13 protein-coding genes are annotated in these 15,158 nt (G+C 48.1%); 5 read left to right on the top strand and 8 right to left on the bottom strand.

All coding sequences use genetic code 11. The features are described 5' to 3' along the window. Positions 1–23: 23 nt before the first annotated feature. The 5 genes from J2Z28_RS05375 to J2Z28_RS05355 all read right to left on the bottom strand — a co-directional run bounded on the left by J2Z28_RS05375 (position 24) and on the right by J2Z28_RS05355 (position 6,720). The gene (locus tag J2Z28_RS05375; protein ID WP_211081498.1) at positions 24–1,043 is read right to left on the bottom strand and encodes a dienelactone hydrolase family protein; all 1,020 of its coding nucleotides are present in this window, start codon (positions 1,041–1,043) and stop codon (positions 24–26) included. A 191-nt stretch (positions 1,044–1,234) separates the two neighbouring features. Beyond that, on the bottom strand, positions 1,235–3,481 hold the full coding sequence (locus tag J2Z28_RS05370; protein WP_211081497.1) for an MMPL family transporter: 2,247 nt from the start codon (positions 3,479–3,481) through the stop codon (positions 1,235–1,237). 108 nt (positions 3,482–3,589) lie between these two features. Then, on the bottom strand, positions 3,590–4,744 hold the full coding sequence (locus J2Z28_RS05365; RefSeq protein WP_211081496.1) for a type III polyketide synthase: 1,155 nt from the start codon (positions 4,742–4,744) through the stop codon (positions 3,590–3,592). 199 nt (positions 4,745–4,943) lie between these two features. Further along, complete coding sequence (locus J2Z28_RS05360; protein WP_211081495.1) at positions 4,944–5,564, bottom strand: flavin reductase family protein; 621 nt, start codon at positions 5,562–5,564, stop codon at positions 4,944–4,946. A gap of 157 nt (positions 5,565–5,721) precedes the next feature. Continuing rightward, positions 5,722–6,720 (bottom strand): ABC transporter substrate-binding protein, encoded by a 999-nt coding sequence (locus tag J2Z28_RS05355; RefSeq protein ID WP_211081494.1) that lies wholly within the window; start codon positions 6,718–6,720, stop codon positions 5,722–5,724. Positions 6,721–7,140: 420 nt separating this feature from the next. Here J2Z28_RS05355 and J2Z28_RS05350 point away from each other — a divergent pair, with 420 nt between their 5' ends. Next, the gene (locus tag J2Z28_RS05350; protein WP_211081493.1) at positions 7,141–7,788 is read left to right on the top strand and encodes a hypothetical protein; all 648 of its coding nucleotides are present in this window, start codon (positions 7,141–7,143) and stop codon (positions 7,786–7,788) included. 137 nt (positions 7,789–7,925) lie between these two features. Here J2Z28_RS05350 and J2Z28_RS05345 read toward each other — a convergent pair whose 3' ends face one another. Together J2Z28_RS05345 and J2Z28_RS05340 are read right to left on the bottom strand one after the other, a co-directional pair. After that, positions 7,926–9,161: a multidrug effflux MFS transporter gene (locus J2Z28_RS05345; RefSeq protein ID WP_211081492.1), complete on the bottom strand. Its 1,236-nt coding sequence runs from the start codon at positions 9,159–9,161 to the stop codon at positions 7,926–7,928. 6 nt (positions 9,162–9,167) lie between these two features. Further along, positions 9,168–9,911 carry a GTP pyrophosphokinase gene (locus J2Z28_RS05340; RefSeq protein WP_036608962.1) on the bottom strand — a complete coding sequence of 248 codons (744 nt, stop codon included), beginning with the start codon at positions 9,909–9,911 and terminating at the stop codon, positions 9,168–9,170. 224 nt (positions 9,912–10,135) lie between these two features. Here J2Z28_RS05340 and J2Z28_RS05335 point away from each other — a divergent pair, with 224 nt between their 5' ends. Both J2Z28_RS05335 and J2Z28_RS05330 read left to right on the top strand, forming a co-directional pair. After that, positions 10,136–11,035 (top strand): alpha/beta hydrolase family protein, encoded by a 900-nt coding sequence (locus J2Z28_RS05335; protein WP_244988127.1) that lies wholly within the window; start codon positions 10,136–10,138, stop codon positions 11,033–11,035. A gap of 85 nt (positions 11,036–11,120) precedes the next feature. Beyond that, positions 11,121–11,837 (top strand): YoaK family protein, encoded by a 717-nt coding sequence (locus tag J2Z28_RS05330; protein ID WP_211081491.1) that lies wholly within the window; start codon positions 11,121–11,123, stop codon positions 11,835–11,837. Positions 11,838–11,954: 117 nt separating this feature from the next. On the opposite strand, the gene J2Z28_RS05325 is transcribed toward J2Z28_RS05330, so the two are convergent. Beyond that, complete coding sequence (locus J2Z28_RS05325) at positions 11,955–12,851, bottom strand: LysR family transcriptional regulator (protein WP_036608744.1); 897 nt, start codon at positions 12,849–12,851, stop codon at positions 11,955–11,957. Between the two features lie 141 nt (positions 12,852–12,992). Here J2Z28_RS05325 and J2Z28_RS05320 point away from each other — a divergent pair, with 141 nt between their 5' ends. Both J2Z28_RS05320 and J2Z28_RS05315 read left to right on the top strand, forming a co-directional pair. Further along, positions 12,993–13,697 (top strand): O-methyltransferase, encoded by a 705-nt coding sequence (locus J2Z28_RS05320; RefSeq protein WP_211081490.1) that lies wholly within the window; start codon positions 12,993–12,995, stop codon positions 13,695–13,697. Between the two features lie 77 nt (positions 13,698–13,774). Beyond that, entirely contained in the window at positions 13,775–15,085 is a 1,311-nt protein-coding gene (locus J2Z28_RS05315) for an MFS transporter (protein ID WP_211081489.1), read from the top strand. Positions 15,086–15,158 lie beyond the last annotated feature (73 nt).

Genomic DNA, 15,158 nt, shown 5'->3' with positions numbered 1-15,158 from the left:
ATATTAGTGCATGATGCACAACTTCACAGAACTTGATCAAGCCAGTCATAAGCCTTATCTCCGCTAATCTCATGTCCACCTGTAAAGAAATCCGCATCCAGTGATTCTGATGCTCCCGCCTGCTCATATATGTGTGTCAAACGGGCATACGCCTCTCTCGCTGCATGGATTGGGAACACCTGATCATCACTTCCGGCTTCAATAAAAAGTGGCCTAGGCACAATCAGGCCGATGATATCCGGTAACTCCGCTTCACGCAGGATACCTGGCACATAGTTGTCCAGACAATGGTTCCGATCCAGTATGCTGCCCTGGAATGTATTTGCATAACCGCTTACCACAGTTGCCCTGAACCGTTCATCCAACGCGGCTGTAAATGCGGTCACCAGCCCACCGCCCGAGATACCCATGCTTCCAATTCGCTCCGAATCCACTTCTGGCCGAGTCGATACATAATCCAGTACACGTGTTGTTTCATACACCCTATGACCGGCGAGGGACTTCCCCACCATGAGCAGATGCGCAGCAATCTTCGTACAGGAACTTGCTCCTGGTGGCGCATCGCGGTCCTCTTCCAGTCTTCGATCACCAAATCCGAGCAACTCTGGAGCCGCAACCACATATCCACGCTTCACAAGAGCTACTGCAAAGTCCTTGTGTAATCCGGGCTCGCCTGTCCGTAGTGACCCATCCGGTTCCATACCCGATATCTCTCGGCTACCGTAGCCATGCCCATGACAAGCAACGATAGCAGGTCTCTTGTTTTCGGTAATGCTTCCATCACCCGGAATTAATAAATACACAGGCATGCGAAGTCCTGCATAGGTCGTAATTTCAATTCGCTCCCGAATATATCCGTCACATGTAATGCGCTCCAGTAAGACAGGATTCAGTGCGGCCGCCATCGTGGGAAAACCACCCAGCCGTTCTTTCACACGTGTACGTAACTGACTGCGCCATAAATCCAGGGGTTGATCTGCATGATACGCGGAACGACCACGGAGATTCGTTTGTTGTTGTAGATAGGCTTCAATATCCGACATGGGCCTGTGTCCCTCCTGTTTTTCGTAGGATAACGTAGATGTAAGACTGTCATATGGAATTAATCCCATCCATTATAGAACATCTAGGTCACACATGAATTGAACATGTTTGCCTGTTTTGAATGGAATCACACGATTTCTAGCCAAAAAAAGGATATCTCCAACCTGAAGACAGGTTACGGAAATACCCTTCATTTCATCTGACCTGGCAACCACCAGTTCCACCTGCCCATTAATTTCATCAATGCAGGTACCAGTATTAGACGGATTAATGTAACGTCAATCAACACCGCTGCCGTGATTCCGATCCCTAACTGCCTCACACCTGCGACTTCAGCAAAGGCAAACGGCACAGTCACTGCAAGTAGAATTGCCGCTGCGGAGGTGACCAGACGGCCTGTAGAAGCCAATCCCTGTTGGACAGCCACATCGCTGTCTCCGGTTCGTCTATACACTTCCTGGATACGGCTCAGCATAAACACACCATAATCCATGGATATGCCAAACACCAATCCTGCAATGAATACAGGAATCATAATGGCAATGGCTGACGGCTCCATGCCCAGATGTCCTTCATTGAACACCCACACCAATATGCCAAATGAAGCGGCTAAGCTGAGCAGATTCATCAGAATTGCCTTGATTGGAATGAGCATCGATCGGAATGCCGCCAGTAACACAAGATAATTGGTGACCACTACAAATACCAGCACTTTGGGCAGTTGACTTGTGACCTCCTGCATTATTTCATACTGCTTGGCAGCTTCCCCACCATAACGTAGTTTTACTTTGTTGGAACCTGGTGCATGATCGCTATTCCTCATTTGGTCCAGCCAGTCTGCAACCTGTTCCGACCCAGGCTCCCCGTGCACGGTGGCTATCAATCGTATGGAATGGTCAGAGACCGTTGAACGCAGCCATGCCGTCCTTGTTGACTCCTTGCCTTCTATGGAAGGAGTGAGCGCCGACGGTGGAATTTGTAAAAGGCTCTGCGAGTCATTTTGATTCGGCTGTAATAGGCCCCATGGTGAAACAATGCTTAATACTTCTGAGTCCTGCATTAGTTGATGGGCTTTGTTGTGGGCCATCTGCCAGTGAGAGGCAGTCAACAGTTCCTGCTGTCCGCCAATCACCATCTCGATGGTAGAGGTATTCTTTTGCCCCAAATCATGTTGCAACTGCTCTGCTGCCTGGCGGGACTCCATTCTCTCTGGCAGTGAAGAAGCATCCGGGACGGACAGTTCCAGCCGGGTCACTGGATATACACACAGGAGCAGCACAGCCGTACCTCCAATGGCCATACGGACGGGTCGTTTCATGACCATTGCTGACCATCGATACCAGACCGAGCGTCTGGGTAACCAATGGACTGACTTTCGCCTGAAGACCCGATCCGCAGACAGTGACAGCAGAGCTGGCAGCAACGTAACATTTAACAGTAGCGATAGGAGCAGAACAATAATGGCCCCCAAGGAGACACTCAGAAACATCGGCAGTCTGATCCAGAGCAGACCCAGCAGCCCAAGGAGCACGCAAGCTGCCGAGAACAACACCGCTCTGCCTGCTGTACGCAATGTTCGCTGAAGAATCTCGCTCCGCAAAACCTCGTTCTGAATAAAGAGACTTCTGCCCTGAACATTAGTTCGGCCTCCATCTTTACAGGCCCGCTGAACTTCTTCCCTGTACCTGCTCAGGATGATCAGGGCAAAGTCTATACTCAGTGCCATACCCACCATGGGAATCACATTAATGATAAAGTTGGACAATTCCAGATGATAACCAAGGAGTGACGTGACTCCCATCGCGGTAATCACAGCACTGATCCCCATCATGACAGCAATCAATGCAGCATATAGCCCCCTGAATGCAAAACACAAAACGATCAGGGCAATCGGCAGGCCCACCATCTCTGCCCGTTCCAGATCACGAAAGCTCAGATGATTGACATCTTGCTGCACGACTGCCTCTCCCGTCAATTGCACCGTACCTGGACCGTCTGTTGCCAGCACGGCGCGCAACTGCTCCAGTGGGGGACCCATCTGATGCGCGGGCACATCCATTTTCACAAGGGCATATGCCCTTTGATCTTGCAGCGTCACCCTTTCGCTAGCATCCAGAGGGGAGGTGATAGAAGTTACCGCAGGCAACACTTGAACCTGTGTCAAACGATCCTTGATCCACTGCCGGAACTGTAACGGCGAGGTATTTTCCTTTTTCTCAAAAACCAGAATAACCGGATCAGCAGGAGAACCGAATTCGTCCTCCAGAACAGCATCAACTTCTTGCGCATCCCCGTGAACCCGTTTCAATCCGTGATCCTGAACAATGTCAGGTAACTTCCATGCCCAGACCGCTGACATCCCGATGATAAATACCCAGCAGAGAATAATGAACCGCGGATATCGGCTGATGAAGGCAGCAAGACTGCGATAACCCATACCTAAGCTCCTCTGCGATCAGATTAGTCATTCGATTATGCTCATCGGTAAGATCATAAGCACATTCATATACTTGCAGTGTATATCTCCTTTACTCGGGTTCGCGAACTATTGGATGCCATGATTCACAGGTGTTCTGTTCGCTATGGGGGCAGGGATGTATGTAAAAGGAAGTAACTCTGCCGTCAATCCCGGGCCAAAGGCCAGCGCTATCCCGCTGGAATGTTCTTCCTTCTGTCTGTAATCCTCGCGGATGGCTTGAAGAACAAAAAGAATCGTCACGGACGACAGGTTGCCATAATCCCGCAGGATGTTTCGGCTGTAGGAGACCTGATCATCTGTCAACTGATACAACTTCTGAACGGCATCCACGATGCCTCTGCCTCCCGGATGGATCGCCCATATTTCCGGTAAACCGCTCCCCTCCAGCAACCGTTCTACCTCTGGACCGAGATGCAAACCAAGCAGCTTCGGAATCTGTGGTGACAGGTAGAGATCAAAGCCTGTATTGCCCACTTCCCAGATCATTTCTTCTGCACAATCCGGGAGCAGCGTTGAGTGCCCACGACCCAGTCGAAAACATTCATTGCGGTCTGTTCCGGACGCACCAATAACACAGGCAGAGGCGCCGTCTCCGAAGAACGATGCGGCATACAGGTCGTCCCGTTTGGCAGATGGCTGAAAGTGAAGTGTACATAGTTCCACACACACGATGAGAACTGTAGCCTTCTTTTCTGTCGTTACAATGGAATTCGCCAGTTGGATCGCCTTCAGACCGGCTGCACATCCTTGAAACACCAGTGGAATCCGGTTGATCTGCGGTGACAGTTCAAGCTGCTGGATCAGCCGAACATCAAGTCCGGGCAGGAATTGCCCCGTGCAACTCACCGTAATGAGATGTGTAAGTTCCGAGGACGTTACGTCTGCATCCTGAAGTGCCTGTCCGGCCGCCGCGAGACCTAGTGGAACAGCAGCAGCTTTGTATTTGCCCATACGCTCGGATGTAGTCGGAACCTCGTCCGCATTGGTAAAGGGTAAATATCGGCAAGAATCAACAGGCTCAAGCAGATTCGGTTCACACGTATACCGAGTCTCTACACCGCACTGATTAAAGATTCGTTTGGCCCACCTTCTCGCATCTGGCTCATGTTCCAGCGCTTGCGCGAGACGGGCAGATACATCCTTTTGCTCAATACGGTGGGCAGGCCACGCCGTTCCTATTCCCATAATACTTGCCCCAGTATTTGCCTCAAGCTGGTTCATCGGCTTAACCCCCTTATAGTACGTGTTAAAAAGTAGGCTTTTTAAACAACCTATATATAAAATAGGTTCATATGACATGTGTGCAGGATATAGTACAAGTCTATTCACTACCTGTCCTGTTTATGTTCATATTAACAAGCAAAGGCGGACAACATATGCGAGTTTCGCACGTGCTGTCCGCCTTTGCTATCTGTCAGAACTACTCAGGCCGAATTATAGTAAATCTCTCCCCAAGTTTGGCATAATCATTACCCGCCAGTCGACTGACTGGTTTCAAATGATCCATCAGGATATAGCCCTTGTCCGGATTGTAGACTTGTTCGCTGAAATGATACTGTACAATGCGTACCAGCAGCAGGTCACTCACCGGTTTGCCCTCATCATTCGTGATGGGAATGTGCTGATACAGCTCACACTCCATCCGAATGAGTGCTTCCTGAATTCCTGGCACAGCAACCTTGGTACTTGGCACTGTAGTCAGTTTTGTCCGCTCAAGCTCACTTTCGTGGGGTTCCAGTATGGCTGCTGTCTCATTCACTTCTGTTATGATTGCTTCATCACAGATATGCACGACCAGTTCTTGATGAGCAAGCACATTACGTGCAGTATCTTTCATGATACCGTCTTTACGTGCAATGGATATGGATAACAGCGGTGGGTCCGAACTAACCACATTAAAGAAACTAAAAGGCGCTGCATTAATTACACCATTCTCATCTGAAAGTGTCGTCACAAAAGCAATTGGACGTGGCACCACCGAACCACTCATCAGTTTATAGTTGTCTCTTCCCGTTATTTCACGTGGATCCAATGTGTACATATGTAAATATCCCCTTCCTTGCTCGTGTTACGTTAAACGTGGTTCACTTACTTTACTTCCTCGTTATTATATATCCATATCTGTTCAAAAAACAAAAAACGCCTTGATGCTCATGGCATCAAAGCGTTCAAATGACTGTTTCGCACATGTTTGGTTGTTACTTCACAATACTGCTTTGAATATCTTGCAGAATTTGCGTATTTGCTTGAACGCCACTGTACAACCAGCTGCTTGTGCTTTCAAATTCAAACACATTACCTGTCTTTACAGCAGGGATGCTCTGCCATACGGCATCTTTCAGCGCTTCTGAGCCTGCTCCCTTGTCACTGTTCACCAGGAATAGATAGTCTGCGTCCATTTCCGCGATCTTCTCCAATGAAATCTCAGACCAGTTACCCGTTGCCTTCGCGGATGCTTCCTTCACAACATTAGGCTCTGCAAGTCCAAGTTCGTTGTACATCACTTCACCACTGGAAACATTGTTGCTTACAACATAAAACTTGTTATTGAATAACCACAACGCTGCGGCGGATTTTGTTCCTCCAGTAACAGCAGTTACTTTTTCTTTGATTTCCTTTGCTTTGGCATCATAATCATCAAGCGCCTTCTGCGCTACATCCGATTTGTTCAGAAGCTCGCCGATCTTGAGCAGAGCCTGACGCCAATCCTTGTTGACCTCATCTCCGAGTACATACGTAGGGGCAATTTTGTTGTACTGTTCGTATTTCTCCCCTTCAACTGTACTTTCAGAACCCATAATAATCAGGTCTGGTGAGAAACTAGCCATGGCTTCAAAAGGTAGATCACTTGCAATACCAGGTATGCCATTCAGATCATTTTGCAGATAATCCTGCAAACCACTGCCGTTGTTGATGGACCACTGTGCCGCTGGCTTAACACCGAGTGTAACGAGATGGTCTTCCAGATAAGACGCGATGACACGTTCAGGGTTAGCCGGGATGGTAACCTCGTGTCCCATTGCATCCGTTAATGTGCGTTCTGTCGGGGCTTCTGTTTGTGTCTCTGTCTCCGTTGTTGTATCGTTCTCTCCTGCTGCTCCGTTCTCTGCAGGCTTCGCTCCACACGCGGCCAACCAGATAGACATAACCATCACCGTAATTAGAAGCATGATCATCTTTTTATTTCTCTTAAACACTTGATATATCCCCTTTCAATTCATTATGAAAACCTTATTCGGCGCTATTGTGACAGATATCAACGTTCAAAAATATTGACACTATTATTGATACATATAATATCCGTATGTACATTTGTCCGATTCCATTGACAATGATAATTGTTATCAGTTCAGTTGTCAATTCGATTATGCTCTGCGCTATACAGTTGAACTAAAATTTATTTACACTGACACTACGATGATAGAACAACCTTCCCATCGCTGTTATCCCCAGATTTTTTCGATTCCCTTTTCTCTAAGGGAAAATCCGGTGATAAATGCGAGCGCTTCGCTTTTTCAGGTTTTTTCTATCCTCTCCGTTTGTGTAAAGGATTAGTTAACTATATAGATCATAGAAAATCTTCTTGACGAAATTCACCTATAGGCGGATGCCGCCATATGCTGAATGCAGAATACGACGACAGGAAGGATGTTCTGTATATGTATTACGAATATAACCCTTATCTAAGTTATGGAGAAGACCGTTCCTTTCAATTGCCTCCACTGTTCCCAGGAGGTGGCGGCGGCACACCGGGTGGTCCGACGTTTCCGGGTATACCTGGCGGTCAAGGCTCCTATCCTCCATACATTCCAGGCGGAGGACCCGGTCCATATATCCCCGGAGGCATTCCAGGTACAATCCCGGGTACAGCACCGGGAGTACCTGCGCAACTGACTCAAGGCAATCTGCCCACCCTGCTTAGTGCCTATCCTCGTCCGGTAGGTCAGCCTCCGGCAGAAATGCTTTTTCTGTATAACCTGATCAAAAGCAGCCCGGGTCTGCTTCCGCTCTTCCTCCAGCAACAGCCGCAAAGTCTCACTCAAGCTGTGCAATTTGCACAGACTGGTGCAGCGGCACCTCGAGAGAACGAAGAACGTGCACTGCCCAACTTTTGCTACAACCGATGGTCCCTTGTCTTCACATACAATGATGTCTACCTGATGTGGCCTGCGATTAATCTGTTTGGTTTTGTGGTGGGGTACTTCTATCCATTCCTCACGCCAGGTATACTGTCCAATACACAGATTTTGTTTGCGCTCTGCTAAACTTGTCCTTACCTACAGCAAGAGCCCCGCTTGGAAGCATGATTCCTTCCAAGTGGGGCTCTTTATTCGTTCTTTTAATCAGAAGCAGCCTTAGACTACTAAAATCCGCAAAAGCACTGACAACAGAATCAGTACATTTAACTCAACACTTGATCGTTCTGGCGCTTCCTGCCTCTACTGACCATTAGGAAGTAAATCACCAAGGCACCGAGATCAGCACACGCAATAACGATTCCCATTGGCACAGCTGTTCCTTCTCCCCCGAGACCTACGAGGGGAGCGACAATACCTCCGAACAGGAATGTCATCACTCCAATAAGCGCAGACGCACTGCCCGCCGACTTCTCCTGATTAGCCATTGCAAGGGCGAAGGACGCGGTATTGACCAGCCCCACACTGGATACCACCAAAAATAATGGGATCAGTACAGAGATTAGATTACCTCCAGCCAGAATGGCGATGAGCAGAGATGTTCCTCCGAGCGCCGCGGTTAGCAGCCCCGCAATTAACAGGCGGGTTTCAGATACCTTACCGGCAAGTCTGCCGGCAATCTGACTGGCCAGAATAATGCCTAACCCGTTAATGGCGAAGCAGACACTGAACATTTGCGGGGACACCCCGTATATTTTCTGAAGCACAAACGGTGAACCTGATATGTACGCAAACATGCCAGCAGCTACAAACCCTTGGGTTAACGCATAACCCATAAACTGACGATCCCCCGCGATTTGGCGAAATGTAAGTAATGTCTGCTTCAATCCCCCGCTTGATCTGCGATTGGAAGGCAAGGTCTCTCCTAGACCGAAAATGACAGCCAACAGCGTCAGTATACCGATGAGACTGAGCAAAATAAATACGCCGCGCCACGATGTATACGTCAACAATTGTCCACCAATGATTGGTGCAGCAATCGGGGCTACGCCGTTTATCAGCATTAACAGAGAGAAGAACCGTATCAGTTCCGGGCCCGAATATACGTCTCTGACGATTGCGCGCGAGATGACAATCCCTGCCGCTCCAGCTACACCCTGAATGAACCGCAGCACAACAAAAGAGCCCATCGTCGGGCTGACCAGGCAAAGTATCGAGGCGATGGTATAGAGCACAAGCCCTGCAATGAGCGGTGTTCGCCGACCACGTATATCACTTAGAGGCCCGGCAAGCAACTGTCCAACCGCAAGTCCAATCATACACGCCGTCAGACTGAGTTGAGCATACGAAGTAGATGAACCAAACTCATCAGCCAGCGTGGGCAATGCGGGTAAATACATATCCAGGGACAACGGCCCGAAGGCCGACAATGTCCCCAGAATTAAAGCCATCCGTACACGAGATGTGGAGTTTGTGTTCAATGAAGATGTAGTACTTTTCATCAAATACTACTCCCCGCTACCCAGCAGCTTGAGCAGGTTGGATGGCAGTGTGAACTGTTGATTGTTAATAATAATACGGCGCAATTCTTCTTCATCCCGCTCGTTATCGGCGTCCTTAATCTCCTGAATTTCCCGGTGAAGTCGCTCCATCTGTTGATCCAGCGCATTTGCCGAATCTGCCGCACTCTTTAACTCTCTCGTCAAATGCTCGGGAACATCCTTATTGTATTTATAAAAAATCTTATGCTCCAGACTCGCCCAGAAATCCATCGCGATTGTACGGATCTGGATCTCCACACATGCTCGTTCCTCGCCATTGGACATGTACACAGGCACTTCCACCAGAAGGTGAAGGCTTTGGTAGCCGTTTGGCTTCGGATTCTCGATGTAGTCTTTGACCTCCAGTACACGCAGATCACTCTGGTTGCACAGCATATCTTTAATACGATAGATATCCGAGATAAAGGAACATGTAATCCGTACCCCGGCGATATCCTTGATATTTTGCTTGATGCTCTCAAACGTTAACTCATGATTTTTGCGGAACATCTTGTTCATAATGCTCTCAGGTGATTTCAGTCTGGACTTTGTATGCTCAATTGGACTGTAATCATGCAAAGACTGGAATTCTTCCTTCAGGACTTCAATCTTGGTCTCCATTTGATCCAGAGCAAATTTATAGATCATCATAAATCTGGTAATTTCATATTTGAATTTCTTGAATTGATCGATTGGATGTGGGGCGTTCATCATGGCTTTCTCCCTTTCTTTCTGCACACTAAAATTAGTTTTATGAATATGAGGACAAGCGGTCAATCCACATGTCTCCTGAACCATTATAAATCATATGGAGCCAATAAACGAATTTCTTACATTTGGGCTGGCGATTCAGCCTGGAAGGTATGGGAACTTATTTTACGCGCATCCTATAGAAGCATCCCTGTCATTTGGCCTGTTATTACCGATGAAAGAGGTTGATTTTACTGCTCTATCAAGTGACGTATTCATCCGATACACTTTGGGTTAAAGCTTATTTATACCTGCCACAAGGGTGTTCATTACCTGATATCACGACATATGAAACTTCTCATCCCGGCTCTGTCTCCTCTGCCTTTCCGGAATTCGCTTCCATACATACATCTCTACATTTGCAACCACTCGCTAGCCACTACCCTGCTGCAACAATGCATGATACGGATAACATACCGGAACAGTGGCCGGTTCTGATCTATTGTCGCGGCGGACTTGGCAGCTATGGCGGGGTTAATACCGTTTGGCTTGAGCAGTTTGTACATAAAGGTTATATCGTGTTCGCCCCATCCTATCGTGGCAACGAAGGCGGTCAGGGTCGTGACGAGTATGGCGGAAGAGATGCCGAAGATGTGCATGCCGCTTACCGGTTAGTGCAACGTTTGCCTTTTGTCGATCCGACTCGGATATCGTTAATGGGGTTCTCCCGCGGAGCCATTAATGCTGTACATACCTCAACTGCCTATAATGAGGGACCGGACAGAGTACATAAGTTAGTTCTTTGGAGCGGTGTCTCCGATGTGGAACGCACTTACCATGAGCGAACCGACCTGAGGCGCACATTGAAACGGGTGCTGGGTGGCTCCCCACGCGCAGTTCCGGAAGCTTATCTCGCCCGTTCTCCCCTGTCGAAAGCGAACAAACTTTCTTGTCCCGTGCTAATCATGCATGGTACATCAGATACACAGGTGAATTATAGTCACGGAACCCGGATGTATCACTGGCTTAAGCGCCGAGGTGCGGATGTCACATTTCACGCCTATGGCGGGCAGGATCATCATTTTCACGAGAAAATACATGAGTCAGCGCTGAACAATATGTTTGATTGGCTCGCTGCACCTTAAGTCTTGCGCGATGAATTTCATTTTGAAGAAGCGTGGGTTATGGCTGTATACTGGAGGGGCTACGTTTTTTGAAAGGACGGATAGGATGAATCAAAGCACCCTCCAAAAATACGCCATGTTGCTTCTCTGCATGTCTGCCGGAATGGTGGATCTAATCGGATATCTGGGACTGGGGCATGTGCTCACAGCCAATATGACGGGAAATATTGTACTGCTCGGTATTGCCATTGCCCGTGCTCAGGAATTTGTCGTGCTGCGGTCATTGCTTGCTCTCATCGGTTTTATTGCCGGCAATGCCATTGCAGCACATATGGTTGGACCTGTGCAGACCAAAAATGGCTGGTCTTCTAAGGTCACAGCCGTATTAACTGTTGAAAGCATATTGCTGCTGCTGTTCGCGATCGCCATGATTAGTCCATTTTCAGAACAACTGTCCTATCTGTTAATTGTCATTCTAGCCGTTGCAATGGGGATGCAAACAACTGCGGCACGCCGCATTGGAATTGCCGGCATCTCAACAACCGTGCTCACCAATAATTTGGCCGCTGTGGTTGAGGATACTGTAAGCATCCTCAAAAAGCTGCGACATGCCAATATCCGATCGTTAGCCAAAGCCTTGTCCACAGACTCCTACCTTCGTGCAGGTGCTGTTGTCATCTATTTGATCGGCGTCATTGCAGCCGCATTGTTATTCCGCCGCGAGCCCATGATCGCAGTCTGGATTCCTGTCCTGATCATTGGCGGCGTAACGCTATACGTCCGATTACATGCTTGGGGAACTTCACAACAAAGCGAAAGTTAATAGTTGGAGAAGCAACCTATTCATTTTTAAGAGGCTGTTCAAAAGTCCACTATAGGGCACTGAAAACGGGTCTTTTTGAACATGGACCTTAAGTTATTTTAAGTACAATCACGCTATTTATTTCATCAAAGCAGCTTCTTGGCGGATAAGCTTGACCAGATGCTGCGCAGCAGGCGACAACACTTCCCCTGCTCGTGTACATACGGCAACCGTATTTCTCAGCTGTACACCTCGAACAAACACTCGTGCCAGCCTGCCTTGCTGCACATCTTCGTTCACAACCAAAGAAGATATAAAGTTGGCCCCATAACCTGCCTTCACCGCACTAATCGTTTCGTTCAGCCCGTTGAACTGAAGCGCAATGCGGGGAGCGGCCAGGTTATTTGTTGTGCAAAGGGATACGAGTCGCTCACGCGTGGCACTGCCTTCTTCGCGCATGATGAACGGTTCTGCCATCATCTCATGCAGCTCGATTTCTTTTCCCGCATACGGATGGTCAGGGTGCACAACAAACCACATCTCATCGTCAAACAATTCATCCCATTGGACACCTGCATGTGTAATGCCACTTCCACCATACACTGCAATCTCTGCCTCATAACGAAGCAACTGGTCAAAGGCCATCCGGGTGTTGGTTGTGCTCACAACAATCTCCACATCCTCGTGCATTTGCTTAAACCGCGCAATCCAGCCAGGCAACAGAAAATTCGAAGGCAAGTAGGTTGCCGTAAGACGGATCAGTCCTTTCTTGCCCTCCCGAAAATCCTGCACAAAATTCTCGACATCCTGCTCCAGCATGAACAGACGTTCCGCATAACCTGTCAACTGTATCCCCGCATCCGTAAGCACCAGTCTTCTTCCCTCCGAAACAAAAAGCTGGATTCCCAATTCACGTTCAAACTTCTTCACCTGAGAAGATACCGCGGGCTGACTAATATTCAGTTCCTCTGCGGCACGAGTGACCCCGCCATATCTCACGATGGCATGAAATAATCGTAATCCATGCAGATTCATGTTTACACCACCTCTTTCACGTCAATTACATAATCTAAAGTTATATTATCATACATAATATATATTTTATTTATATATCTACTCCATTTATAGTTGAAATAAGAAATCCAATACAAGGAACAAGGAAAGGAACATGTGAAGATGAAAAATATAAATACAACCGAACTACAGCATACCTGGACCCAAGTCGACGACTACATGAATAATCTGCTGATTCCATCAGATTCCCTGCTGGAGCAAACCCTGCAAACCAATGCCGAAGCTGGACTCCCTGCACATGACGTAACACCTAATCAAGGAAAGTTGCTTCAGCTCCTGCTGCAAATCCAAGGCGCATCTCGTGTACTTGAAATCGGCACATTGGGTGGATACAGTACCATCTGGATGGCAAGAGCGCTGCCTGAACACGGACGCATCGTCTCACTGGAATCGGAATCACACCATGCAGACTTGGCCCGAGCCAATCTCACACGAGCAGGACTGATGCACAAGGTTGACCTGAGAGTTGGTCCTGCCCTAACCACTCTTCCCGATGTTCAGGAAGAATACAGGGAACCATTTGATATGATCTTCATCGATGCTGACAAACCGAGTAATCCCGATTATCTGAGATGGGCCCTGCGACTGACTCGGCCGGGGAGTCTTATTATTGGTGATAATATCGTCAGGGACGGTGAAGTGATCCGCACAGACAGCACAGACCCCAGAGTTCAAGGCGTTCGATCATTCCTGCAGTTGATCGCGGATCACCCTCGGCTTGAAGCTACAGCACTGCAAACCGTGGGTAGCAAAGGTTACGATGGATTCGTCATTGCTCGTGTAATTGATGCCCCTGAACCAAAATAAACAGTGGTCAATTCTTCCGCAAATTCCCCTTTCCTGTTAAACTGGAATCACTGCACAGGCAGACTGGGGGGAACCACTTGAGAGTTTTACAACATATTAATGATGAAATTCGCGGCTGGTCCCGCAATATTCAACTGTTTTTCCTGGCTAGCATTCTGTATCAGATCGGAAATGGCATGTTCTCTGTCTTGTACAATCTGTACATTCAGGGTCTGGGCTATAATGATACAATGAACGGCCAGATTGTAAGTATTCAATCACTCGCAACAGCCATTATGTTTGTTCCTATCGGTCTATGCGGTGATCTGTTCAGCCGCAAGCGATTACTCATTACAGGGGCGTTATTCAGCGGAATCTTTCTGATCGGACGCTCCTTCGATTATTCGGCTACAGGACTGATCTGGTTCTCGGTATTCTCTGGCCTTTTCGCTGGGGTATTCCAAGTACTGGCCATTCCTTATCTGGCGGAAAACGTCAAGAAAAGCCAGCGGCTGAAAATGTTCAGTTATTATTCATCCCTTGTGCTGGCTTCCCAGGTGCTTGGTAGCCTGGGTGGCGGCGTATTCGCAGATTTGTTACATACGGCAGGACTCGCCAAAGTGACCGGATTGCAGACGGTTTTATTTGTCGGTGGTGCAGCAACACTGGCTGCGTTTATTCCACTGTTATTTGTAACCGAAGGCAAGGCTGCTCCGCAGACAACAATTCCGGCGCAACCCGTTCTTCAACCCAATGCGGATCTAAAAGAAAGTTCAACGAATACCCCAAGCACGGACGATTCGATCACGAAGAAAAAAGATTCCCGACTGATTGGTCAGTTTATAGTGACTCAGTTGTTAATTGGATTAGGTTCTGGACTGGTTGTACCGTATCTGAATCTGTATTTCACCAATCGGTTCTCGGTTTCTCTGAGCGGCATGAGCTTACTGATTGCACTTGGTCAGATTATGACGATTGTATCCATGCTGATTGGTCCTACCCTGGCGGCAAAGGTCGGAAGCGTAAGAGCCGTTGTCATTTTCCAGGTCATGTCGCTACCCTTCCTTCTATTAACAGGCTTCACCAATCTGTTGTTCATCGCTTCGCTCAGTTTCTTATTCAGACAAGCATTGATGAACGCAGCCAATCCCATTCATTCAGCGATACTGGTGGATCGGATCTCGGACAAACGCCGCGGCATTGCCAATTCACTGATGCAGACCTCGTTCATGATCGGTTGGGCTACCATGGGACCTGTTCAATCCTATCTGGTCACTACATACGGAACGTATTGGGGTTATGCGATCACTTTCAGCATCACAGGCTGTCTATATGTTATTTCATCGTTGATGTACTTTGTAATGTTCAGAGAACCCAAACCTTCCGCTACGGCTCTAGCAGGATCTTAACCGGTAGGCTAAACGGATGGATCAGATGAGTATCATGGCCCATGAGTGAATGCCGATCTTTCGGTTGTATCCG

The sequence above is a fragment of the Paenibacillus xylanexedens genome (assembly GCF_017874615.1).
GTDB classification, from domain to species: Bacteria; Bacillota; Bacilli; order Paenibacillales; family Paenibacillaceae; genus Paenibacillus; species Paenibacillus xylanexedens.
Note: the sequence above shows the minus strand (reverse complement) of the source record. Positions and strands in the feature narration are given on the sequence as shown.